Genomic DNA, 25,201 nt, shown 5'->3' on the forward strand with positions numbered 1-25,201 from the left:
CGGATGGCCACCCCTGACACCACCTCAGAGAGCGCCCCGGCCGACCGCTCGGCCCCGCGCCCCGGGTCCGGCCCCGTGCTGCGGCTGCGCGACGTCGGCTGGACCGTCGGCGGAGCCACCATCGTCGACTCCGTGTCCTTCGACGTCCACGACGGCGAGTTCCTCGCCTTCATCGGTCCCAACGGGGCCGGGAAGACGTCCCTGTTCAACCTGGTCAGCGGCATCAACCCGGTCTCCCGGGGGTCGATCGCGCTCGACGGCGCCGACATCACCCGCGAGGCCGCGTACGCCCGGGCCCGGCGCGGACTCGGGCGTACCTTCCAGACCTCCAGTCTCTGGCCGGGCATGACGGTCGCCGACCACGTCGAGCTGGCGGCCCAGGCCGCCGAAGGCGGTTCGTACCGCGTCTGGCGCCGCGCCGACGGCTACCCGCGGCAGGTCGCCGACGTGCTGGCCCGCACCGAGCTGGCGCACCGCGCCGGCACCCCCGCCGACGTCCTGTCCCACGGCGAGAAACGCAAGCTGGAACTGGCCGTGCTGCTCGTCGGCGAGCCCCGGCTGATGCTGCTGGACGAGCCGATGGCGGGCGTCAGCGCCGAGGAGGTGCCGGCACTGACCGAGCTGATCCGTTCCCTGCACCGCGACGAGGGCCGCACCGTGCTCATGGTCGAGCACCACATGGACGTCCTGCTGGACCTCGCGGACCGGCTCGCCGTCATGCACCACGGCACCCTGCTCGCCCTCGACAGACCGCAGGCCGTGATGGACGACGCCACCGTGCAACGGGCCTACCTCGGGGAGGGGTTGTGAGCGCCGCCCACGCCGCCGATGCCGCCGCCGGCACCCCGCCGCTGCTGACCGTGCGCGACCTCCGGGTCGTCATCGGCGGCCGGCACATCCTGCACGGCGTCGATCTCGACGTCGCCGCCTGTGGCACCACCGCCCTGCTCGGCCGCAACGGCGCAGGGAAGACCACCACCGTGCGCGGCGTCCTCGGTCTCGTCCCGCGCACCGGCAGCGTACGGCTGGACGGCGAGGAGACCACGCACCTGCCCACCCACGCCCTGGTCCGCCGGGGCATCGGCTACGCCCCCGAGGACCGTGGCGTCTTCGCCGCCCTGTCCGTCGCGGAGAACCTGCGGCTGGCCGAACGGGCCGGAACCGGCGAACCCGCGTACGACCTGGTGTACGAGCTCTTCCCCGAACTGCGCACCCGGGCCGGGCAACCCGCGGGCACCCTCTCCGGCGGCCAGCAGCAGATGGTCGCGATCGCCCGCACGCTGCTGAACGGCAACCGTCTGATCATCGCCGACGAACCCACCAAGGGCCTCGCTCCCAAGGTCGTCACCGAGGTCGCCCGGGTGCTGGAGCGCGCCGCCGAGGCGGTGCCGGTGCTGCTGGTGGAACAGAACCTCGCCGTGGTACGCCGCCTCGCCCGGCACTGCGTCGTCGTCGCCGACGGCCGCAGCGTCCACCGCGGCCCCGCCGCCGTCCTGCTCGACGACGCGGACGCCGCCCGCCGGCTGCTCGGCGTCGGGCACGCGCACCGGCCCGGGGCCGTCCTCGACCAGGAGGCGGAAGCCTGATGTCCACCGTCGTGCTGCTCGTCCTCACCGGCCTCGGCCTGGGCGCCCTCTACTTCCTGGTGGCCTCCGGCCTGTCGCTCATCTTCGGACTGATGGACGTACTCAACTTCGCGCACGGCGCGCTGATGTCCATCGGCGCCTACGGCACCTGGTGGGCCGCCTCCGGGCACCTCCCCGGCGCCGGTCCCGGCGGCCCCGGCTTCGTCCTCGCCGTCGCCTTCGGCACCCTGGTGGGCACGGCCGCCGCGGTCGTCCTCGAACTCGCCGTCATCCGCCCCCTCTACACCCGCCCCCGCGAACAGATCCTGGCCACCGTGGGTGTCGGCCTGGCCGTGCCCGCGCTGCTCTCCGCGATCTGGGGCGCCGACACCCGGCCCTTCCCCTCACCCGACGCACTGTCCGGCACCTTCGGACTGCTCGGCGCCCAGGTGCCGGTGAACCGGCTGGTGCTGATCGCCACCGCGGTCGTGGTGCTCGCCGCGCTCAAGGTGTTCCTCGGCCGCACCCGGCACGGCCTCGTGGTCCGCGCGGGCGTCGAGGACCGGGCCATGGTCACCGCGCTCGGCATCGACGTACGCCGGGCGTTCACCCTGGTCTTCGCCATCGGCGGGGCCGCGGCCGCCCTCGGCGGCGCGATCGGCGGCCTCTACTTCGGCTCCGTCGACCCCGAACAGGGCACCTCGCTGCTGATCTTCGCGTTCGTGGTCGTCGTGATGGGCGGCATGGGCTCGCTCACCGGCGCCGCGCTGGCCTCCGTCGCGGTCGGGCTCGTCCAGCAGTTCGCCAACTACTACACCACCGACGGCCTCGGCGACCTCGCCGTCGTCGTCCTGCTCGCCGCCCTGCTGCTCGTCCGGCCGCGCGGGCTGACCGGGAGGCTCGCATGACCACCGCCACCGAGCCGCGCGGCACGGTCCGCACGGCGGACCCCCGTCTCGCAGGACCGCTGCGCCGCACCGCCCGCTGGTGGCCGGCCCTGCTGCTGGCGGTGCTGCTCGTCGTCCCGTACAGCGCGCTGCCCCTGCCCGGCCTCCTCGACGGGCCCGTGGGCAGTCCCGGCAACCTCCAACTGCTGGCGCTCTGCCTGCTCTTCGGCGCCCTGGCCACCGGCTACGACCTGCTCCTCGGCCGCACCGGGCTGCTCTCCTTCGGGCACGCGCTCTACTTCGCCGCGGGCACCTACGTCACCAACACCGTCATGCTGGAGGCGGGCCTGCCGTTCGCCGTCTCCGCCGTACTCGGCCTGCTCGCCGGGGTGGCGCTGGCCGCCCTGCTGGGCGCGGTCAGCCTGCGGGTCGGCGGCATCGGGTTCTCCATGGTCACCCTCGCCTTCGCCCAGGCGGGCTCGATCCTCGTCCAGCGTGACCCCGGCGGCGTCACCGGCGGCGAGGAGGGCCGGGCCGCACCCGCCGACCGGCTGCCCGCCTCGCTCGTCGGCATCGACCACACCGCCAACCTGTACTGGATCGCGCTTGCCTACCTGGTCGTCGTCCTGGCCGTCGTGCACTGGGCGGTCCGCTCGCCCACCGGACGGGTCTGGGAGGGCATCAGGGAGAACGAGCGCCGGGTGGAGATGCTGGGGCTGCGCCCCTACGGCTTCAAACTGGTCGCCTTCGTGCTCGCGGGCACCCTGGCCGCGCTCGGCGGCATCGTCTACCTGCTGCTCACCGGAGGCGCCACCCCGCAGACCACCACCTCCGACTTCACCCTCTCCCTGCTGGTGATGGTGGTGCTGGGCGGCTCCGGCACCCGCTGGGGCCCGATGGCCGGCGGCGTCCTCTACACCTGGGCCGACCACCGGCTCGGCGACCTCGCCGGTTCCGGTGGCGTCGCCGACCTGCCCGCCGTGCTGCGCGTGCCGCTGTCCCAGCCGCTGTTCCTGCTCGGGGCCCTGTTCGTCGCGGTGATATACCTGCTGCCCGGCGGTGTGGCCCGGCTGCCCGCGCGACTGCGCGCCGCCCGTACCCCGCGCGCCGCGACCGACCGTGAGGAGGCTCCCGGAGCATGACCCACACGCCCGACGGCACGAGGTCCGACGAGCCCGGCTTCCCACCGTACGAGGAACTGCGGGTCCCGGTGGCCGGCGGTGAACTGGCCGTCCTGCGCTGGCCGGCCGCGGACCCGGCCGCGCCGGTGGTCCTGGCCCTGCACGGCATCACCGCCAACGGCCTGACCTGGGCCCGCGTCGCCCACCACCTCGCGGGCCGGGTCACCCTGCTCGCGCCGGACCTGCGGGGCCGGGGCGGCAGCGGCACGCTCCCCGGCCCGTACGGCATCGCGGCGCACGCCGACGACATGGCCGCCCTGGTGCGGGCGCTGGACACCGGCCCGGTGGTCCTCACCGGTCACTCCATGGGCGCCTTCGCCGCGGCCCTGACCGCCGTACGCCACCCGGCCCTGCCGTCGGCCCTGCTGCTGGTGGACGGCGGTGTGCGCTTCCCCGTGCCGGCCGGCCTCGACCCCGACGAGCTCGTCGCCGCCGTGATCGGTCCTGCCATGCGGCGGCTGTCGATGACGTTCCCCGACCGGCCCGCCTACCGGGAGTTCTGGCAGCGCCACCCGGCCTTCGCCGAAGCCTGGTCGCCGTGGGTGGACGCCTACATCCAGCGCGACCTGGTCGGCGACGAACCCGCACTGCGCTCCTCGTGCCGCCTCGACGCCGTCCGCGTCGACGGCACCGGCCAGCTCGGCGGCGAGGTGGCGGACGCAGTGCGCCGGCTGCCCCTCCCGGCCGCACTCCTGTGGGCGGAACGCGGGCTGATGGACGAGCCGCAGGGCCTGTACGACGCACAGCGGCTCGCCGCCGCCGGGGTCGACGGCACACCGCTGCGGCCCCTGCTCGTCCCGGGGACGAACCACTACACGATCGTGGTCGGCGACGCCGGCGCCCGCGTGGTGGCCGAGCACCTGCTGACCGCGGCGGGCGTCAGCTGAGGGACAACAGCCTTAGGCGCAGAGCCAGTTGGAGTTCCAGCGCGTGCTCCGGGCTGTTCCAGCCCGGGCCGAGGATCGCCTGGACGCGGTCCAGGCGCTGCACCACCGTGTTGATGTGCACGTGCAGCTCCTCCTTGGCCCGGGTCAGGCTCCCACCGCAGCCGAAGTAGGCGGCCAGGGTGCGGACCAGCTGGGTGCCGCGCCGGTCGTCGTAGTCCAGCAGCGGGCCGAGGGTGGCCCTGACGAAGCCCTCCACGTCGTGGTCCTTGCCCAACAGCACGCCGAGGAAGCCCAGTTCGCCCGCGCTGGCCCCGGCACCCCGGCGGCCGAGCACCTGCAGCGCCTGCAGGCAGCGCGAGGCCTCGGCGTGGGCGTCGGCGAGGGCGCGCGGTCCGGCGGCGGGCCCGGCGCCGGCCACCGTGACCGGGGCGCCCACCAGGTGGGTGAGCTGCTCGGCGGCGGAGCGGGCCGCCTCGCCCGGCGTGGCGCCGCCGCCCGGGACGAGCATGACCGTACCGGCGTGTTCCGCGCTGACACCGTCGCCGCCGAACAGGTACTGCACGGCGGCCCCGGGCAGCCGGTCGCGGACGTCCGCGTCCGAGGAGGCCACCAGGACCAGGTGGGGACGGTTCAGGTCGATGCCGAGATTGCGTCCGCGGGCCACCAGACCGGCGGGATCGCGGTCCGGCGCGGTGAGCAGGTCGGTGATCAGGTCGCCGCGCACCCGGTTCTCGGCCTCGGCGACCGAGCGCCGCAGCAGCAGGAGCAGCGAGGTGACGACGCTGCTCCGCTCGAACAGACGCCGGTCGGGGCCGTCCAGATCCGGCCGCCCCGACAGCACCAGGCTGCCCAGCATCTCCTGCCCGGCCAGCACCGCGCACACCCAGCGCCCGTCGTGGACCACGGCGTGGGCGGTGGCGCGCGACTCCTCCGCGGCCCGCACCAGGGCAGCGGCGCCGTCCGCGCCCGTCGAGTCGTCCCAGCCGTGCGCGCCGCCCGGGCCGTCCGCGTCGCCCGGTCCGTGCGCGTCGCCCGGGCCGTGTGCTCCGCCCGGGCCGTGTGCTCCGCTCGGGCCCCTCGCCGTGCTCCCGGCCGATGGGTCGGTGCCGCGCGCGGTCGGGGTGAGCGGCCACCCGCCCGCGTCGAACACCGTGACGTCGCCCTGGAGGAGGTCGGCGACGGCGGCGGCCACGTCGGCCACGTCGCCGCCCCGCAGCACCAGGTCGCTGAGCCGGTCGTGGGACTCCTCGGCCCGCTGCATCGCGGCCGAGCGCTCCCGGATCACGGCGTTCGCCTCGGCCAGTTCGGCCAGCGCGACCCGCGCGTCCGTCATGGCCTTCGCCGTGTCGATGGCGATGGCGGCGTGGTTGGCCAGCGAACACAGCAGGGCGACCTCGTCCGGGGAGAAGGTGCGCGGCGTGCGGTCGGCGGCGAACAGGGCGCCGATCACCTTGCCGCCGCTCCCGGACCCCAGCAGAAGCGGGACGCCGAGGATCGCGACCAGCCCCTCGTCCAGCACACCGGCGTCGATGCTGTGCGTGTGGTGGAAGCGCTCGTCCGTGCGGTAGTCGGGCGTGGCGTAGGGGCGCGCGGTCTGCGCGACCAGGCCGCCGAGACCCTCGCCGAGTTGCAGGCGCAGGTTCTGGAACAGCTCGGACACGGAGCCGTCGGTGACCCGCATGAAGGTGTCGCCCGCCTCCTCGTCGGGCAGCGTCAGGTACGCCGTGTCGGTGCCGAGCAGCATCCTGGCGCGGCGCACGATGGACCGCAGCACGGCGTCCAGGTCGCGCAGCGCCGCGAGGTCACCGGCGGTGTCGAACAGGGCGGTGAGCTCCGCCTCCCGGCGCTGGTGCTGCCGCAGCGCGCCGTGCACGCGCAACGCCGCCCGGGTGGCCCGCTCGACCTCCGCGAGGTCGTCGGCGCCGACGCCGCCGCGCCGCGCCTCGGCGGCGACGGTGCCGAGGTCCTCGGCGGGGGCGCCGGAGGCGAGGAGTTCGAGGAGCCGGCGCAGGTGGGCGGCGACGGACGGGTTCTTGGGCATGGGCGGACCATTGTGAGGAAGGCGGGCAGCCCCCGCAACCGCGACGGCACGAGGGGGCGGGAACCCTGCCCCCTCGGTGGTGGATTGCCCCGGAAGGTGACCGGGGCGGATCAGGTGGACGCGGTCTCCTTCGGACCGACCGGACCGGCGGCCCCATGTGCCCCGGCGTCACCGTCGTCCGGCCCGACCGCGGCCAGGTCCGTGCCGCGGGTCTCCCGGGCGGCGACCACGGCGATCACGGTGATCACGGCCGACAGCGCCACGTACACCGAGACCGGTACGGAGGAGCCGTAGGAGCCGAGGAGCGCCGTGGCGATCAGCGGGGCGGGGGCGCCGGCCGCGACCGAGGAGAGCTGGGCGCCGATGGAGGCACCGGTGTAACGCATCCGGGTGGCGAACAGCTCGGAGAAGAACGCGGCCTGCGGGGCGTACATCGCGCTGTGGAAGACCAGTCCGACGGTGACCGCGAGGACGAGCGCCGGGAAGGACTTCGTGTCCAGCAGCCCGAAGAAGGCCCAGGACCACCCGCCCACACCGACCGCGCCGACCAGGTACACCGGCTTGCGCCCGAGCCGGTCGGAGAGGGCGCCGAACAGCGGGATCAGGCAGAACTGCACGGCCGAGCCGATCAGTACCGCGTTCAGCGCCGTCTGCTTGGCGATGTCGAGGTGCTCCACGCAGTACGTCAGGACGAACGCGGTGATCACGTAGTACGAGATGTTCTCCGCCATGCGGGCGCCCATCGCGACCAGGATGTCCCGCCAGTGGTCGCGGAGCACCGCGACGAACGGCAGCCGCTCGGCCTTCCGCTCCGCCTCGCGCTCCTTCGACCGCGCCAGCGCCTGCTTGAACAACGGGGACTCGTCGACGGAGAGCCGGATCCACATGCCGACCATGACCAGGACGCCGGAGAGCAGGAACGGCACGCGCCAGCCCCAGGAGTCGAACGCGTCGTCACTGAGCACGGTGGTCATCAGGGAGAGCACACCGACGGCGAGCAGGTTGCCCGCGGGTGCGCCGCCCTGCGGCCACGAGGCCCAGAAACCGCGGCGCCTGGCGTCACCGTGCTCGGAGACCAGCAGGACCGCCCCGCCCCATTCCCCGCCCAGCGCGAAGCCCTGGATCAGGCGCAGCGTGGTGAGCAGCAGGGGAGCGGCGACGCCCAGCGTGTCGTAGCCGGGGACGCAGCCGATCAGGGTGGTGGAGCCGCCCATCATCAGCAGGCTGATCACCAGGAGCTTCTTGCGCCCCATACGGTCGCCGAAGTGACCGAAGACGACGGCGCCGACGGGGCGGGCGGCGAAGCCGATGGCGTAGGTGAGGAAGGAGAGCAGGGTGCCGGTGAGCGGGTCGGACTCCGGGAAGAAGACCCGGCCGAAGACGAGGGCCGCGGCGGAGCCGTAGAGGAAGTAGTCGTACCACTCGATCGTGGTGCCGACGAGGGACGCGGCGACGATGCGCTTGAGGTTCTTCGGGACTGGTGGAGCGCTTGCGGGCGACGACATCGGCACCACTTCCTACGGTCTGCGGGGACGGGCGTGTGTCGCCATACCGTAGGAATCCGCAGGTCAGGTGCACATGTGACGGGGCCACACAGTTCGAGGGGCGGTTATGCGTGCGGCCACCATGCCGACGCGTGCGAAGGCGGTTCACCGGAGTACGGGGCAGGCCACCCTCGTTCCACGCTCCGCCTCACGAGCGGGCCCACCGCAGCGCAGCGAAGCCCCCGGTGACAGGTGTCGCGGGGGCTTCGCTGCGCAGTGGTTACAGGAAGGCGGCCATCTGGTCGCCCTTGGTGTCCTCGTTGGACACCAGCAGGGAGAGCAGCGCGGCGGCGACCGCGACGCCCGCGCTGATCAGGAACACGGTGTGCAGGCCGTTCAGGAAGGTGTCGTGGGCGGCCTGGGTCATGGTCGCCGAGAACTCCTTGACCTGACCCGCCGACATTCCGGCGTTGGTCAGCTCCTTCTCCAGAGCCTCCTGCGCACTCGGCGGGAAGCCCAGCTCGATCAGCTTGTGCACCTGCTTGTCGTCGGCCAGCTGCTCGACGGTCTGGCCACCCTTGCCGCCGAACGCCTCCCGCAGGTCCTGCGCGAAGCGGTTGTTGACGAACGCGGCCAGGAAGGCACCGAAGACCGCCGTGCCGAGCAGGCTGCCGAGCTGGGACATGGACTGCTGCATGCCCGAGGCCGTGCCCGCCTTCTGCACCGGCGCGCTGCCCACGATCGCCTGGGTGGCGGCCACCATCATGAAGCCGACCCCGACGCCGCCCAGGACCAGGGGCGGGCCCACGGTGGCGACACCCGAGTCGCCCTCCAGACGCAGCAGGAGCAGCGACGTTCCGGTGATGCACAGGGCACCGAAGGCCAGGGACTGCTTGACACCGAACCTGTCCACGGCCCAGCCGCCCAGCGGCGCCGAGACGATGAACGTCAGGGTCAGCGGGAGCAGGGCCACCGACGCGGACATCGGGCTCTTGCCCTGCAGGCCCTGCAGGAAGAAGTTGAGGTAGTAGATGATCGCGTAGAAGGCGAACATCGTGACCACCATCAGCAGGCATCCCACGGACAGGGAGCGGATGCGGAACAGCTCCAGCGGGATCATCGGGAAGCGGCGCATCCGCTGGACGACCACGAAGACGATCAGCAGCACCACACTCAGACCGATGTAGCCGAGGGTGCGCACGGAGGTCCAGCCGTCCTCCTGGCCGTGCGTCAGCGCCCACACCAGGCTGACGATCGACAGCGTCAGCGCGACACCACCGGGCAGATCGAGCGGCTCGGGCTGCTCCTGCCGCGACTCGCGGACGAAGAGGACGGCCATGACGACACTGAGCACGCCGAAGGGCAGGTTGATCAGGAACACCCACTGCCAGGTGAGGTGCTCCACCATCACGCCGCCGAGCAGCGGACCGCCGGCCAGGGACACGGCCGTGACACCGCTGAACAGGCCGATGGCGGTGGCGAGTTTCTCCGGTGGGAACGCGGCCTTGATCACCGCGAGGGCCGCCGGAATCATCATGGCGCCGAAGACGCCCTGGAGAACACGAGCCCCGATGAGCAGCTCGATGGTGTTCGACAACGCGCACAGTACGGAAGCGATCGTGAAGCCGACGAGGCCGATCAGCAGCCCCTTCTTGCGGCCGATCCGGTCGACCAGGGTGCCGGCCGGGATCAGCAGGCCCGCCAGGACCAGCAGGTAACCGGTCATCACCCACTGGAGGCTGTTGAGGCCGGCGTCGAGGTCCTTGGCGATCGCCGGGTTCGCGACCACCACGACCGTGCCGTCGAGCTGCACCATCATGATGCCGACGCCAACCGTGGCGAGACTCAGCCAGGCTGCTCTGGACGTCTTGCCCGAACTCGCGGCCGGTACGGCGCTGTCTAAGGAACCGCCGTGCTCCGTGGTTGACTTGCTTGCTTCTGTCATGATGAATTCCTTGTGCGTTAGGGCACCGTGCCGGGACACGGACCGGGATGCAAGCGGGCATGTTCCGGCACGGTGCAACAGCAGGGAGCACCGGAAGGGAGTCGATCCCGACCCCTTGCGTGCGAGGCGGCCACCTCGTACGCCGGTGTTCTCTGGGTGCGCAGGCCCCGGAGAGCGGGGGATGTCCTCTCCGGGGCCCGTGATACCGGCACCGGCTCGCCGACGAGGGCGCAGCGGTGCCGTGCTCTGGCGGGGCGGCGCCTCAGACGCTGCGCCGGACGACGACGTCACCCATGGTGGTGTTGGCGACGACCTTCACCGTCTGTGCGGACGGATCGGGGGCGTCGGCCGGTGTCATGAAGTTGTGGATGCTGCCCGAGACGGACCGCACGTCGAGCAGGGCGGTGGTGTTCGGCGCGATGCCGATCTCCACCTGCCCGATCGAGGTGCCCAGGACGACCGAGCCGCGCGCGACACTGCCCACGCGGACGTCGCCGTTGGCCGCCTTGGCTTCGAGATTGTCCCGGGCTCTGTCGACGACGATCATGCCGTTGGAGCTCTTCAGCACCGCGGAATCGGCCGACTCGCGGATCCGCAGGGTGCCGGATCCGGTGGCGGCTTCCAGGGGACCGCCGGCCCGGTCCACGGTGATGTCGCCGACGCCCGTATTGAGTACCAGCCGTCCCGCCTCCTCCAGATGGATGTCGCCGGTCGAGGTTTTGATGCGGACGCTGTCGAGCCGGCCGCTCGCGTAGAACGACGCCTCGCGGGCGCCGGCCCACAGTTCGGAGCCGTCCGGCAGCTCGATCGTCAGGTCGACCGAGCCGGAGCGGGAGAACAGACCGCGCTGCCGGGGCCCTCTGACGGTGAGCTTCTGGTCGGCGTACTCGACCACGGTCTGGTCGGCTGCCCTGACGTCCGCTTCGTTACCGGGGTCGGTCGGGGTGACCTCGACGACCGTGTCAACACGCTGCTCGGCGTGCAGCCGCACGTGCCCGACGCCGAGGTCCATACTCACGGCGACTGGTAGAGGTGTCTGGAAAACAGGCATGACTGCACTCCGTGGTGGGATGGCAGAGTGTCCCTGAGGATGGACGGACGGATGGTGCTCGGCCTCGGAGCCGAGGACCTATCTGACCCAGCCCGTGTAGCGTTGGACCTGACGCAGGGCCCCGCTGCGCGGGGCCCGTCTTTCGGGGCGTCCGTGTTCGTCGCTCTCCAGCATCGAGGAGACCGCTCGAATCAACCAGGCGTTCACCGACAGCCTTTCCCGGCCCGCGACCTCCTCGATCTTGGTCTTCAGGTACTCCGGGGGGCGGAAGTTGATACGGGCGGTGCCACTGCCCTCGCCGCCCAGCGGTACTGATTCCGGATGCATGGACGCTGTCCCGGAGGAAGGGGCGTGCTTGAACTCCTCGGCGTCAGCCTCGGCTTCGTATGCCCGGTCCTCCGGCGGCAGGGTGACCACGAACCCGGGGTCGAGTCCGCGCAGCCGAAGTTCCACCGAACCGGGTACCAGCTCCCGGGTGATCTCGCCCGCGGCATCCGACAGTGCTTCCAGCAAGGTCAGCTGGAGCGCCGACGAGAGCTGGGCCACGAGCCGCTCGGCGAGAAGGCGGCCTTCTTCGCCTTCCGCCTCGGCGGCGACCGAGACCTCTCGTCGCAAGTTGTCGATGTACCGGGTCAGGTCCATGGCACCAATATGGCACCGCTTTGGCTCCGGTGCAAGCCCCGGCGTTTTTCGGTCGCGAACCTGGGCTTTGCCTGCCATCATGCGGCGGCGGCCCCGGAGCGGGCTCGGGCACATGTGGCGCCATAGGTGAGTTCATGACGCCATGCCGACAGGGCGTCCCCGACGATCGGGGAGCGCCCTGTCGGATGGGGGAGGGGTCAGCCGGCGGCCGGCTCGGCGGCGACCGGGATGCTCCGGGTCAGCTCCCGTTCGGTCCCGCGCTGCACGATGGACTCGACGATCTCACCGCTGCGCATCGCCAGGTTCGACAGCAGGGAGGAGGTCAGACCGTGGGTGTGCTCCGTGCCGCCCTGGAGGTACACGTCGGCGGGCAGCGGGGAAGCGGCAGACAGCCGGTAGTTGCGCTCCACCCGGTAACGCCCGGCGTCGTCGCGCAGGAAGTGCCCGTCCAGCGAGGTCAGAAGGCGACCCGGATCCATGGAGTCGTATCCGGTGGCGAAGACCAGGACGTCGGTCTCCAGTTCCCGCGGCTCGCTCTCGACCAGCGACTTCACCGTGACCCGGGTCTCGGTGCCGGCCCGCTTGACCGCCGTCACCCGCGTGAGGTTCATGAAGCGCAGGCGCTTGGTCTTGCTCACGTCCTCCTCGTAGGCGCGCCGGTGCAGCTCCCGGATCAGGTCGTCGTCGACCACCGAGTAGTTGGTGTTGCGGTGGTAGCGCCAGAACGCCTCACGGGTGTGGCCGGTGCCGAAGTAGTAGTCGTCCACCGCGCTCGGGTCGAAGACCTGGTTGGCGAAGGGGGTGTCGTCGGCGACGGAGTAGCCGTAGGACGGGATGACGGCGGTCACCTGGGCGTGCGGAAGAGTGTCGTGGAAGAACCGGGTGATCTCGGCGGCGCTCTGGCCGGCGCCCACCACCGCCACGTTCTTCAGGTCGTTCGGGTTCATGCCGCGGAACCGCTCCAGGAACGCCGAGCTGTGCCACACTCGCTCGTCCTGTCGCACTCCGTCCGGCATGCGCGGTACGAGGCCCGTGGAGATCACCAGATTGCGTGCGTTGACCAGCCGGGGCTGCCCTCCGCCGGTGCGGCGGATCTCCACCTGGACGTGGTCCGCCTCGGCACCGGTGTGCTCGGGAAGCCGTACGGCGACGACCTCGGAGTCGTAGGAAACCTGATGGGTGAAACTCGACTCGACCCACTCGAGGTACTGGTGGAATTCATGGCGGGACGGGTAGAAATCCTGGTTGTTGATGAACTGCGTCAGTCGTCCTGCGGCATGCAGGTAGGACACGAAGCTGTACCGGGACGCCGGATTTCGGAAAGTTGCCAGGTCCTTCAGGAAGGAAATCTGCATCGTCGTCTGCGGCAGCAGCATGTTGCGGTGCCAGCCGAACGAGGGCTGCCGTTCGAAGAAAACGGCGCTCAGTGGCTTATCGGCGTTACTGGCCCGGTGTTCTTCCAGTGCGACGGCGAGTGACAGGTTGGACGGACCGAACCCGACGCCAACCACGTCGTAGATCTCGTTGTCGGAAGTACCCATGGAAAATTCTCCCGTTGGCGTGGCTGTGACAGGGCTGCTGCAAGAATCTTCTACGGGCCGTGACGGTAGCCGAAGAGGATGTGGGCCGAGAAATGCTGGGAGGGTGCGATGAGATTTCCCGGACTCGGCAAGGAATCAACGTAGTGGCGCTCGATTGGCCTTTCAAGGCCCTCTCGATTTCTCGGGCGCCGGCGACTCGCGATTTCTCGGGTCTCAGCGACTCACCATTCGTCGGCGGAGCTGCTGTCCTGCCGACGGGACAGCAGCTCCGCCTGCGCTTACCCGAGGCGTCGTTTCGCTCGGTGAGGCGACGGTAGCCGTGAGGGCTGCGGCTATGACGGCGAAGGCCGGGAAGTGCTCGGCCTTTCGCTCGTGGCGGCGCATGGGACATCAGGGGCAGGGGCAGTCCACGAGACAGGGCGGGTCCGTCCCCGGGCTCGGACCCGGCGGTGGACGGCGCTCACCGTCTCACACTGCGGGCCGGGTCGGTGCCGGACTCCGTGAAGGCCCGGCAGGCGTCGCGGCTGCCGGGCCGTGGCAGGCCGGCTGCCCCGGCCGGGCGGCTGTCGGCGGCCGTCACTCGTCCGGCACCCGGCGCTCCACCGGGTCCGTCAGGCACCGCTCGACGAGCGGTCACACCGGGCGAGACGGCGTCCGGCCGCGCGACGGTCGGTGAACAGGGCGGGGCGCAGGCCCGAGCCCGGTCATTCCGCGCCGCAGCCGGCGCGTTCCACCACGATGTCACCGATGACGGTCCGGGCGTGGACATGCACCATCTCGTCGACCGACTCGTCGGTGTCCAGCAGGGAGAGGGACGTGTAGACGGTGCCCGCGGTGGAGTCGAGGACCAGGCGGGTGCCACTGGTCTCCGCCACGCCGATGCGGATGTTGCCGAAGGTGGTGTCGGCGACCACGGAACCGCGCACCACCTTGCCGATGTCGACGTCGCCCTGCGACGTCCGGGCCTCCACCCCGGCGTGCGCCCACCGGATCCTGATGTCACCCCTCTCGGCGTGCAGGCGGGCGACTCCGTGGACCTCGCCCAGGACGGCGTCGCCCTCGCTGGTGGAGCTGACGGTGGCCCTGCCCTCCACGTGCCCCAGGCGCACGTCGCCGCGCTCGACGGTGGCCTCGACGGAGCCGGCGGCGCTGTCCACCGTGATGTCGCCCAGAGCGGCGGTCAGTTGCAGGCTGCCCGTGCGGTCCAGACTGATGTGGCCGAGGCCGGTGGAGAGCCTGCAGTCACCCAGCTGCCCCACGCCGTGGAAGTCCGCGGCCATGGCCCGCCCGTGCAGACTCGATCCGGTCGGCACGGCGATCACCACGACGACCGCCCCGCCGTTGCTGTCGGTCTCCGGCACGTTCACCAGCAGCCGGCCGTCGGCGTAATTGATGCGGAGCTGCCGGGCCGTCCGCACGTCCCCCTGGTCTCCGGCCTCCCGCGGGTAAGCCTCGATCGTCGTGTCGGCGCGTTCGCTCGCGATGATCCGCACCTCTCCGAACACCAGGCTGAGCATCACCCGGACAGGCGCGGGTGTGTCGAACGTCGGCATCGCGGGCCGCCTCCGGGAGGACTGCGGCCGCGGGGTCTGAGCCGCCGGCCGGAACGACACAGGTCCCTGCTGCGTGGCGTGTGCGCGGCTGCATCCCCGGAGCACGCGCAACCGGGGCGCGCATGTGCACCGCCGGACGGCCCATCCGAATCCGACCCAGCCTCACCACGTTGGACACCTCGCGTTAGCCGTGTGGAGCGCGCGCCGGACACGCGCCCGCGCCTTTTGTCGGCGACGCCCCGCCGGGAGCGGGTGACGCCACGTGGTGCCAGATTAGCGCCATCCGGGGAGTGCATACCGTACGGGGTCGGAAACTGCGGGTGACGGCGCTTCAATCCGGTCACCTCGGGCCATGCGGAACAACCACACAACCCGACCCCCTTCCTGGTGATCGGGCAGGTTCAGCCCGAGCGAGGGGGCCGAGGAGCGAGATACGGCCAAACAGGATCTTCCCGGAGTGCGAGGCCCGCGGAAGGCTCCCGGCGATGCCGTCGTCCGGCCTCTCCGCGCCGGGCCCGGCGTCGGGGCGGAGGGTGGCGGATCACGTGCGAGGTGGCCGACAGCGGATCGCGCCGTCGGCCACCTCGTCGCCCGGCCCGGCCCCCGGGGGCGGTGAGCGCGGGGCCGGTGATCTAGCGGGACATGCGGCGGAGGCCGGGACGGGAGCGAGTGGTCCCGGTGCCGGCCTGCCGGGCCAACTGCGCGATGGTCGGATGCTCGAAAACCGTCCGGATCGAGACCGTCAGACCGAGCGTCCTGCGCATCCGGCTGACCAGACGGCCGGCCATCAGCGAGTTGACGCCGATGTCGAAGAAGCGGTCGTGGACGCCCACCCGCTCGACGCCCAGAACCTCGGCGAACAGCTCGCACATCGCTGCCTCCCGAGGGCTCACCTCGCCCTCCCGGCCGTCGGCGGGCGCTTCGACGTCCCTGCCGGGCGGCGGTGAGGCCGGCTGCGGCCCGTCCTTCGCGACGTACGCGAGCACGTCGGGGGCGCTCAGTGCGACGTCCACCGTCCCCACGGGACGGTCCGGCTCGGTCAGCACCTGGTCGAGGACGGCGCGGAAGCGATCGGCGACCAGCTCGGCGAAACGCCGGTCGAACCGGTCGGGGTGGTACTGCACCACCAGCCGGTCCGGCTCCACGAACAGGGCCAGCGGGTAGCTGACGCCGCCCACGGAGCCGACACCGGTGACCTCGAACCCGGCAGCGGCGACGGCCTCGGCGCCCGGCCGGTCGGCCGGATACGACTGGAAGACCACCAGCGTGTCGAAGAGCGCCCCGAGCCCCGCGTCCCGGTGGACGTCGGTGAGGCCGCGGTGGTGGTGGTCCAGCAGCGAGGTCTGCCGCTCGTGCAACCCGGCCAGCAGCCGCGCCACCGGCTGTCCGGGCTCGCATCGCACGCGCACCGGAACGGTGTTGATGAACAGGCCGACCATCGACTCCACGCCGGCCAGCGAGCCGGGCCGGCCGGACACCGTGGCGCCGAACACCACGTCCGTCCGCCCGGTCAGCGCGGACAGCACCATGGCCCACGCGCCCTGCACCACCGTGTTCGCCGTCACGCCCAGGCGGGCCGCGGCCTGTGCCACGCCCTCCGAGCGGCCCGTCACCAGCGGCAGGACGGCCTCGCCGGTGCCGCCGGCCGGGGCGTCCGGCCGGACGGCGGGTGCCAGCAGCGTCGGCGCCTCGACGCCCGCGAGTTCCTCCCGCCATGCACGGGCCGCGGCCTCCTGGTCCCGCCGGGACAGCCAGCCCAGGAAGTCCTCGAAGCCGCGCGGCGCCGGCAGAGCGGCGCCGTCGCCGCCCGCGGCGCACAACCGCACCAGATCACCGGCCAGCACCTGCTCCGACCAGCCGTCCAACAGCGCGTGGTGTGCGCTGAGGACGAGCACCGCCGGTTCCGGCCCGAAACGAAGCAGCGTCATCCGCACCAGTGGCGGGGTGGAAAGGTCGAAGCGCTCGGCCCTGTCCTCGGCGAGGAACCGCTGCAGCGCCTCCTCGCGGCCCGTCTCGCCCAGTTCGCCGCAGTCCACGACGCGCCACGGCAGTTCCAGCCCGTCGACCACGAGCGACACCTGGTTGTCGGCCGAGTCCCGCACGAACGCGGCGCGCAGACTCGGGTGCCGGTCGAGCAGAGCCTGGGCGCCGGCCCGCAGTACGTCGGCGTCGATCCGCCCCGACAGGCGGAACAGCGTCTGGAGATGATAGGGGTCCTCGCCCGTCTCCCGGAGCGTCGAGTCGAACAGCATGCCCGACTGCATCGGCGTCAGCGGCCAGACTCCGGCGAGCCCCGGATGGGCGCGGCGCCACTCCTCGACGTCCTGGGCGCCGGCGGCGAACAGCGGTTCCCGCGGCGCGGCACCGCCGTCGGTCCCGGTCGCGGCGACCGCGGTCGCGACCTCGGAGAGCGCGGCCACCGTACGCCGCTCCAGAACCTGACGGGAAGTCAGTCCCAGCCCTCGGGCGCCGGCCCGGGTGACCACCCGGATCGCGCCGATGCTGTCGCCGCCCAGGGCGAGGAAGTCGTCGTCCAGCCCCACCCGGTCAAGACCCAGGACCTCCGCGAAGATCACTGCCAGCGCCTTCTCCGCGGCGGTCGCGGGCGCCCGGTAGACGGCACCGGTGCGCTGCGGCGCGGGGAGGCCCTTGCGGTCGAGCTTGCCGTTCGGGGTCAGCGGCAGCGCCTCCAGCGTCATGATCGCGTGCGGCACCATGTACGCCGGCAACCGGGCCGCCACCAGGGCGCGCAGTTCCTCCTCCCGGTCCTCGCCGGCCGTACCGGGACCGTCCGGGACGACGTAGCCCACCAGCCGCCCGTCGCGCGCGGCCACCGCGGTCTGCCGCACCCCGGGCGCCGAGCGCAGCAGCGCCTCGATCTCGCCCAGCTCCACCCGCAGCCCGTTGATCTTCACCTGGAAGTCGGTGCGGCCGAGCAGCTCGATCATCCCGTCGGCGCCGAACCGAGCGAGATCGCCCGTACGGTACAGGCGTTCCCGCACGACGTCGTCCCAGGACCAGTCGACGAACCGCTCGGCGGTGCGCTCGGGCTGGTCCAGATAACCGCGGGCGAGCCCGATGCCCGCGAGGAACAGCTCGCCCGGCACCCCCGGCGGCACCGGCTGGAGGTACTCGTCGAGGATGTACGTGCGCTGGTTGGCCATCGGGCGGCCGTAGGGGATGCTGTTCCAGGCCGGATCGACCCGCTCCACCTCGTAGAGCGTGGAATGGATGGAGGCCTCGGTGGCGCCGCCCATCACCACGAAGCGCAGGCCGGGTGCGTGCGCCCGGACACGGTCGGGCAGCGGGACCGGCACCCAGTCGCCGCCGAGCAGGGCCAGCCGCAGCGACGGCAGGGGACCGGTACCGGTCTGCTCCAGGTGGTCGGCGAGCAGCCCGAGCAGGGCCGGGGCCGAGTTCCACACCGTGACGTGCTCCGACCCGATCAGCCCCGCCCAGTGCGCGGGGTCCTGCACGCGGTCCCGGTCCGGGACGACGACCGTGCCGCCGGCCGCGGTGAGACCGAGGAACTCGTACACGGACATGTCGAAGCTCGGTGAGGACAGCGCGAGCACCGAGTCCCCCGGGCCCACACCGAACCGCAAGTTGAGGTCCGCGATGTTGTTCATCACTCCGCGGTGGCGCAGCGCGATGGGCTTCGGCACTCCGGTCGAGCCCGAGGTGTGGATGATGTAGCAGAGGTTCTCCGGTCCCGCCGTGGGGGCGAGGGGTGCCGGGCTGAGTGCGCTCAGCGCCTCGGCGTCCCGGTCGAGCAGTACGAGGGGGGTGCCGGCGCCCGCCTGGGGCAGATTGCCGGCGAGGTCGCCGCGGCTGACCATCACCGTGCAGGACGTGCCTTCGACCATGGTCTCGATCCGGGCCGCGGGGTAGGCCGGGTCCAGCGGGACGTAGGCTCCGCCGGCCTTGAGCACGCCGAGCAGCGCCGTCAGCAGTCCCGGGGAGCGGTCCAGGCACAGCCCGACCCGGACGTCCGGGCCCACGCCGAGCGAACGCAGCCTGTGCGCCAGGCGGTTGGCGTCCTCGTCGACCCGCCGGTAGGTCCACCGTTCACCGCCGTGCACGAGCGCGACGGCGTCCGGTGCCCGCCGCGCGTGTGCCTCGAACGCCTCGTGCAGGCAGGTGTCGTGCGGCAGCTTTGCCTCGGTCCTGTTCCATTCGACGAGGGTGCGCCGCGCCTGCGCCTCGGTCAGCAGGCGCAGCCGGGAGACCGGGCGGTCGGGGCGCGCCGCCGCGTCCGAGACCAGCGTCCGGAAGTGGTCGAGCCAGCGCGCGGCGGTGACCTCGTCGAACAGGCGGGGGTCGTGGTGCAGGGCGGCGGTCAGAGATCCGTCCTCCTCCGCCCGGACGATCAGCTCCAGTTCGCACCCCGGGGATCCGGTGGCGGCTCCGGCCGCGTCCGCGAAGCGGATCCCCACCGTCGCCGTGACCGCGTCCGTGGCGTCCACCGCCGTGATCCCCTGCGCGCGCAGGGGCGCGTCGGGGTCGACGGCCACTTCCGTCCGCTCGGTGCGGCCCGTGTCGTCCGTCCTGAGCAGGCCGATCCGCGGCAGTCCCGTGCAGCGGGACAGCAAGGCGGCCCATCCCGCCAGCACCAGACGGGACCAGTCGTCGCCCAGTTCCTTCGCCGCGAGTCCGAGTCCGCTGTGCACCACGGCCGAACAGGCGGGCACGTACGCGGGGTGGCGCGGCCGGTCCGCGGGCATCAGCACGGGCGGCAGCGTCGTGGGCGTGCTCCCGGAAAGCACCGGCCCGCTCACTGCTCGGCTCCCGCGGCGAGAACCTCCGCGGCGCGTGCCGGCGTGGCGTGCGACTCCGTGGCGTGCGACCCCGTGGCGAGGGGAGCCGCGACGAGCGGGCCGGCGTCGGCCGGGAGCGGATGGCGGGCACACAGCGCCTCGACCTCGGCACGCAGCTCGGCGGCTGTGCGCGGGTCGAGCCGGTACTCGGTGTCGGTCACCGCCGTCGTCGCGGTCAGCACCGCGTGCAGCAGCCGCGCGCACTCCCGCATCTCCTCGGGCCCCATACCGCGCTGCGCGAGGATGTTGGTGCCCAGCCGCAGACCGCTGGTGACCAGCGGCGGCTTCGTGTCACCGGGGATCCTGTTGCGATTGGCCAGGATGCCGCACCGCTCCAGGGCGCGCTCGGCCACCACCCCGGAGAGCCCGTGGGGGCGGACGTCGAGGAGGACCATGTGGTTGTCGGTCCCTCCGGTCAGCACCCGGTGGCCGAGCTCCTCCAGCTCGGCGGCCAGTCGCCGCGCGTCGTCCACGATCAGCTGGGCCGTGCGCAGGAAGTCCAGTCCCGAGGCGAGGGCGAGGGCCCGCGCCTTGGCCGCGATCAGCCCCGGGCTCGGCGTTCCCTGGGTCTGGGGGAAGACCGCCCGCTGGAGGAGCCGGTACAGCGGGGTGGCTCCGTCGGGCCCGGGGGAGCGGTGTTCCTGTCCGCTGAGGATCAGACCTCCGCGGGGACCGCCGAGCTGTTTGTAGGTGCTCATCGTCGTCACATGGGCGACGTTGACCGGACTCGGATGCTCACCCGCCGCGACCAGGCCGGCGATGTGGGAGATGTCCGCCAGCAGATAGGCTCCCACCGAGTCGGCGATCTGCCGGAACCGGGGGAAGTCCAGCGTGCGCGGATACGCGCTCGCCCCGGCGATCAGCACGCGGGGCCGGTGCTCCGCCGCCAGTTCCGCCACCTGGCCGAAGTCGATCCGGCCGCTGTCGTCCAGACCGTAGTGCACCGCGTGGTAGTGACGCCCCGTCACCGACGCAGGCGAGCCGTGCGTGAGGTGACCGCCGGAGTCCAGGTCGAGGCCGAGCAGCGTGCCGCCCGGCGGGAGCAGTGCGGCCAGGACGGCCAGATTGGCGGACGAGCACGAGTGCGGCTGCACGTTGGCGTACTCGGCGCCGAAGAGGTGCTTGGCCCGCGCCACCGCCAGGCGCTCGACCCGGTCGAACTGCGCCGCGCCCGGATGGTAGCGCGCTCCGGGGTAGCCCTCGGCCGTCACGTTGGACAGCGCCGCCCCACCGGCCGCCAGCACCGAGGGATCGGCGATGCTCGCCGAGGCCACCATGGCCAGCGTCGTCCGCTGTTGGTGCACCTCGGTGTCGAGCATCTCGGCCAGTTCCGGGTCGGTGCGGTGCAGAACGTCCATGCCGCTGCTCAACGCGGCTCTCTGCGCGCCCGCCACCGCGGGCGGAAGGTCGGTTGCACCCCTTTCGTCGTTTTCTGCGTCGGGCGTCGAGTGCGCTGTTGCCACCGCTGTGGTATTCGACTGACGGGCCATCTCCTGCACCTCTGTGTCTGGGTCGAGGTCTGGGTCAACACGTGCGTCACTGCAAGGTGAATGTGCGTGGAATTCCGGAGCTTCCGCCGCTCGCCGAGGAGACGCGCAGAGAGCGGGGGTATCGATAACCGGCCCCGCGTGCGGCGGGCGCATTCGCGCAACAGGTGCGCCGGACAGGCTCCGGCCTGATGATTGCGGCGGCGTTCCGGGCGCCACCCCGCGTCCACGCAGCGTACTGGCCCGAGGCGGGCCCGTGCCCGGCCGACGGCGCACATGCTGTCCCGTCGACAGGACGCCGTCGGCACGGAGGGTGATGCCCCGGGCCGAAGGCGCTTGACCCGGCCGCCGGGAACACCGGAAGCTCTCAAGGCGTGCGCGGTCCGAAGAGAATGCCGGACGAGCGCACCCGGAAGACATTCTCTGATTCCTGAACCAGCGTGCTTTCCCGCTGTCCGGATTGCCGAACCCGCGATATCCGCAGGGCTACCGATGAGCCGGCCCGTTGTTCCCGTGCCGGCCGACCGCGTCCGCGAAACGATGACCAAGGAAGTAGAGGCGAAATGATCCAGTTGTCCTTCGCGCAGCGCCGGTTGTGGTTCCTGCACCGTTTCGAGGGTCCCTCGGCCACCTACAACCTCCCGGTGGTCGTGCGGCTCTCGGGCGCGCTGGACGTGGACGCGCTCACCGCCGCGGTGCGGGACGTGGTGGAGCGGCACGAGAGCCTGCGGACCGTGTTCGACGAGGACGAGGGCGGTGTGCCGTTCCAGCGCGTCGTCCCGGCCGACGAGGCGGCGCCGGACCTGCCGGTGCGCGAGGTCGCCCCCGAGGACGAGGAGGCCGCCGTCACCGAGGCCGCCCGCCATGCCTTCGACCTCTCCCGCGAGATCCCCTTCCGCGCCACGCTCCTGCGCCTCGGGACGCGGGAACACGCCCTGGTCCTGGTCATGCACCACATCGCCTTCGACGGGGAGTCGATGGCGCCGCTGGCCCGTGACCTGTCGGCGGCGTACACCGCACGCCTGGACGGCGGTGCCCCGGGCTGGGAGGAACTGCCGGTCCAGTACGCCGACTACACCCTGTGGCAGCGCGAAGCGCTGGGCGAGGAGTCCGACCCCGAGAGCGAACTGAGCGCACAACTCGCCTACTGGCAGGGCGAACTGGCCGGTGCGCCCCAGCAGATCCAGCTGCCCGCCGACCGCCCCAGGCCGCCCGTGCCCGGCCACGAGGGCGGTGTCGTGAGCTTCTCCGTCGACCCCGGCACCTGGGCGGGCGTCCAGGACCTCGCCCGGTCCTGCGGCGCCTCCGCGCCGATCGTGCTCCAGGCCGCCCTGTCGGTGCTGCTGGGCCGGCTGGGCGGTGGCGAGGACGTGTCGATCGGGGCGCCCGTCGCGGGCCGGGGCGACGAGGCCCTGGGCGATCTGGTCGGCTTCTTCGTGAACACCTGGGTGCTACGGGCGGACCTGTCGGGCAACCCGGCCTTCTCCGAGGTGCTGGAGCGGGTGCGCGGCAAGGCCCTGGCGGCCTACGACAACCAGGACGCCCCCTTCGAGCGGCTCGTGGAACTCCTCAACCCCGAGCGCTCCAGCGCCTACCACCCGCTGTTCCAGGTGATGTTCGCCTGGCAGGACACCGCGCTGGTCGGCCTCGACCTGCCGGGGCTGACCGCCGTCATGGAACCGGTGTCCACCCACACCGCCAAGTTCGACCTCGAATTCGCCTTCGGTCTCGATCCCTCCGGGGAAAGTCTCACCGGCACCCTCGAGTACGCGACGGAACTCTTCGACCACGACACCGCGGCAGGGTTCGCCGACCGGTTCGTGCGCGTGCTGCGCACCGTGGTCACCGACCCCTCCGTGCCGGTGGGCGCCGTGGACGTGCTGCTGCCCGGTGAGTACGGGCGGCTGGTGACGGAGGCGAACGACACCCGGGCCCCGTGGCCGGCCGCATCCCTGGTGGAGTTGGTGGAGCGGCGGGTGGTGTCGGCTCCGGACGCGCGTGCGGTGGTCTGCGGTGACGTGGAGTGGTCGTACGGTGAGCTGAACGCGCGGGCGAACCGGCTGGCGCGTGTGCTGGTGGGCCGGGGTGTGGGTCCCGAGTCGCTGGTGGGGCTGGCGCTGCCGCGGTCGGCGGATCTGGTGGTGGGTCTGCTGGGGATCTTGAAGTCGGGTGCGGGTTATGTGCCGATCGATCCGCGGTATCCGAGCCGGCGGCTGGACTACATCGTGGCGGAGGCGGCTCCGGCGCTGGTGCTGACGGATGCGGCGACGGCGGGTGTGGTGCCGGATGTCGGTGTGCCGTCGTTGTTGCTGGAGGACGTGGACCTGGGCGGCGGTGAGAGCGCGGATCTGTCGGAGGGGGAGCGGTCGGCTCCGCTGCGGCCGGAGAACGTGGCGTACGTGATGTACACGTCCGGTTCCACCGGCAACCCCAAGGGCGTCGCCATCACCCACGCCGGTGCCGTCAACGGCGTCGCCCGGCTCATCGAACGGGTCGGCGTCGGTGAGGGTTCCCGCGTACTCGCGGGCACCTCCGTCAACTTCGACGTGTCCGTCTTCGAGATCTTCACCGCGCTCGGCGCCGGCGGAGTCGTCGAGATCGTGCGCGACGTGCTGGAACTCGCCGAACGCGACAGCTGGACCGGCAGCGTGATCAGCTGCGTGCCGTCCGTCTTCGCCGAACTGCTCGACGAGATCGCCGACCGCACCACGGTCGACGCGGTGATCTTCGCCGGCGAGGTACTGCCGGCCTCTCTCATGAACCGGGTCCGCGCGGCCATGCCCGCCGTCCGGATCCTCAACGGCTACGGACAGAGCGAGAGTTTCTACGCGACCACCTTCGAGCTGGCCGCCTCGGAGCGCTGGGACCGCGGCAGCAGTGCCCCGATCGGCCTGCCGCTCGGCAACATGCGCACCTATGTGCTGGGCCCCGGCCTCACCCCGGTCCCGGTGGGCGTGGTCGGCGAGCTGTACGTGGCCGGCGCCGTCGGCCGCGGCTACCACGAGCGGCCCGGGCTGACCGCGGAGCGCTTCGTCGCCGACCCGTTCGGTGAGCCGGGCAGCCGCATGTACCGCACGGGCGACCTGGCCCGATGGACGGCCGACGGCCAACTGGAGTGCGTCGGGCGGGACGACACCCAGGTGAAGGTGCGAGGATTCCGCATCGAACCCGCGGAGGTGGAGGCCGCCCTCACCGCACACCCCGGGGTCGCCCAGGCCGCCGCACTCGTCCGTGAGGCGGACGGCGGCAAGCAGCTCGTGGGCTACCTGGTGCCCGCCGGCGGCCGGCTCGACGCCACCGAGGTCCGCCGGTTCGCCGCCGACCGTCTGCCCGAGTTCATGGTGCCCGCCGCACTGGTCGTCCTGGACCGGTTGCCGTTGGATCCGAACGGGAAGCTGGACCGGCGGGCGTTGCCGGAGCCGGAGTTCTCGGGTGGTGCGTACCGGGCTCCGTCGTCGCCGGGTGAAGTGGCGCTGGCGGCGGTGTTCGCCGAGGTGCTGGGGCTTGAGCGGGTGGGTGTGGACGACGACTTCTTCGCCGTGGGCGGGGACAGCATCCGCTCGATCCAGGTGGTGACGCGGGCTCGGGCCCGGGGTGTGGAGGTGTCGCCGCGGGATGTGTTCGAGTGCCGGACGGTGGCGGAGCTGGCGGTGCGGGCGCGGACGGTCGGTGAGGCCGTGGTGCTGGAGGAGCTTCCGGGCGGCGGTGTGGGACGGATGCCGCTGCTGCCCGTCGGCGCCTGGCTCACCGAACTGACCCCGCAGCACGACCGGTTCTCCATGTCATTGGTCTGCGATCTGCCGGTGGGTATCTCCGAGGTGGAGTTGCTGGGGACGTTGGGGGCGGTGGTGGATCGTCATGATGTGCTGCGGTCTTCTTTGGTGCGGGGTGAGGGTGGTTCGGGCTGGGAGTTGGAGGTGGGTGTTCCGGGGTGTGTGGAGGTTGCGGGTCTGGTGCGGCGGGTGGTGTGTGACGGGCGGTGGGAGTCGGGGGCGTGGCGGGATGTGGCGGCGCGTGAGCTGGATGGTGCGTTGGGTGGTCTGGATCCGGCCGGTGGGGTGATGGCGCGGTTCGTGTGGTTCGACGCGGGGGAGGGGGTGTCGGGCCGGTTGTTGATCGT

General features: G+C 72.1%; 15 protein-coding genes and 1 pseudogene. 6 read left to right on the forward strand and 10 right to left on the reverse strand.

The features are described 5' to 3' along the window. Nucleotides 1-3 precede the first annotated feature (3 nt). The 5 genes from EV562_RS08305 to EV562_RS08325 are packed head-to-tail and all read left to right on the forward strand — an operon-like array spanning nt 4 to nt 4,520. Nucleotides 4-810 (forward strand): ABC transporter ATP-binding protein, encoded by an 807-nt coding sequence (locus EV562_RS08305; RefSeq protein ID WP_133885993.1) that lies wholly within the window; start codon nt 4-6, stop codon nt 808-810. Then, a complete protein-coding gene (locus EV562_RS08310; RefSeq protein ID WP_133885994.1) occupies nt 807-1,586 on the forward strand; it encodes an ABC transporter ATP-binding protein in 780 nt (259 codons plus the stop codon). Before EV562_RS08305 ends, EV562_RS08310 begins: the two co-directional genes overlap by 4 nt. Further along, nucleotides 1,586-2,473: a branched-chain amino acid ABC transporter permease gene (locus EV562_RS08315; protein ID WP_133885995.1), complete on the forward strand. Its 888-nt coding sequence runs from the start codon at nt 1,586-1,588 to the stop codon at nt 2,471-2,473. Before EV562_RS08310 ends, EV562_RS08315 begins: the two co-directional genes overlap by 1 nt. Continuing rightward, nucleotides 2,470-3,594, forward strand: coding sequence for a branched-chain amino acid ABC transporter permease (locus tag EV562_RS08320; protein ID WP_133885996.1), 1,125 nt, complete (start codon nt 2,470-2,472; stop codon nt 3,592-3,594). Before EV562_RS08315 ends, EV562_RS08320 begins: the two co-directional genes overlap by 4 nt. Continuing rightward, nucleotides 3,591-4,520, forward strand: a complete 930-nt coding sequence (locus EV562_RS08325) for an alpha/beta hydrolase (protein ID WP_133885997.1) — start codon at nt 3,591-3,593, stop codon at nt 4,518-4,520. The genes EV562_RS08320 and EV562_RS08325 overlap by 4 nt, the downstream gene beginning before the upstream one ends. Here the strand turns inward: EV562_RS08325 and EV562_RS08330 are convergent. The 10 genes and pseudogenes from EV562_RS08330 to EV562_RS08370 all read right to left on the reverse strand — a co-directional run bounded on the left by EV562_RS08330 (nt 4,513) and on the right by EV562_RS08370 (nt 20,952). Then, nucleotides 4,513-6,561, reverse strand: coding sequence for a GAF domain-containing protein (locus EV562_RS08330; protein WP_133885998.1), 2,049 nt, complete (start codon nt 6,559-6,561; stop codon nt 4,513-4,515). The genes EV562_RS08325 and EV562_RS08330 overlap by 8 nt on opposite strands. Nucleotides 6,562-6,671: 110 nt before the next feature. Then, entirely contained in the window at nt 6,672-8,066 is a 1,395-nt protein-coding gene (locus tag EV562_RS08335) for an MFS transporter (RefSeq protein WP_133885999.1), read from the reverse strand. A 259-nt stretch (nt 8,067-8,325) separates the two neighbouring features. After that, nucleotides 8,326-9,990: an MFS transporter gene (locus tag EV562_RS08340; RefSeq protein ID WP_133886000.1), complete on the reverse strand. Its 1,665-nt coding sequence runs from the start codon at nt 9,988-9,990 to the stop codon at nt 8,326-8,328. A gap of 262 nt (nt 9,991-10,252) precedes the next feature. Continuing rightward, on the reverse strand, nt 10,253-11,002 hold the full coding sequence (locus tag EV562_RS08345; RefSeq protein ID WP_243860001.1) for a DUF4097 family beta strand repeat-containing protein: 750 nt from the start codon (nt 11,000-11,002) through the stop codon (nt 10,253-10,255). A 117-nt stretch (nt 11,003-11,119) separates the two neighbouring features. Beyond that, nucleotides 11,120-11,683, reverse strand: a complete 564-nt coding sequence (locus tag EV562_RS08350; RefSeq protein WP_133886002.1) for a hypothetical protein — start codon at nt 11,681-11,683, stop codon at nt 11,120-11,122. A 197-nt stretch (nt 11,684-11,880) separates the two neighbouring features. Next, nucleotides 11,881-13,224 (reverse strand): SidA/IucD/PvdA family monooxygenase, encoded by a 1,344-nt coding sequence (locus EV562_RS08355; RefSeq protein WP_133886003.1) that lies wholly within the window; start codon nt 13,222-13,224, stop codon nt 11,881-11,883. A gap of 478 nt (nt 13,225-13,702) precedes the next feature. After that, nucleotides 13,703-13,795: pseudogene (locus tag EV562_RS35470) on the reverse strand (IS5/IS1182 family transposase); the annotation flags it as partial. 133 nt (nt 13,796-13,928) lie between these two features. Next, complete coding sequence (locus EV562_RS08360; RefSeq protein WP_133886004.1) at nt 13,929-14,777, reverse strand: DUF4097 family beta strand repeat-containing protein; 849 nt, start codon at nt 14,775-14,777, stop codon at nt 13,929-13,931. Between the two features lie 632 nt (nt 14,778-15,409). Beyond that, a complete protein-coding gene (locus EV562_RS08365; protein WP_243860002.1) occupies nt 15,410-19,501 on the reverse strand; it encodes an amino acid adenylation domain-containing protein in 4,092 nt (1,363 codons plus the stop codon). A gap of 50 nt (nt 19,502-19,551) precedes the next feature. After that, nucleotides 19,552-20,952 carry a serine hydroxymethyltransferase gene (locus tag EV562_RS08370; RefSeq protein WP_133886006.1) on the reverse strand — a complete coding sequence of 467 codons (1,401 nt, stop codon included), beginning with the start codon at nt 20,950-20,952 and terminating at the stop codon, nt 19,552-19,554. Between the two features lie 692 nt (nt 20,953-21,644). Between EV562_RS08370 and EV562_RS08375 the strand changes: the two genes are divergently transcribed. After that, a partial coding sequence (locus EV562_RS08375; RefSeq protein ID WP_133886007.1) for a non-ribosomal peptide synthetase occupies nt 21,645-25,201 on the forward strand: 3,557 nt, incomplete at its 3' end.

This window comes from Streptomyces sp. BK208 (genome assembly GCF_004364245.1).
Lineage (GTDB): Bacteria > Actinomycetota > Actinomycetes > Streptomycetales > Streptomycetaceae > Streptomyces.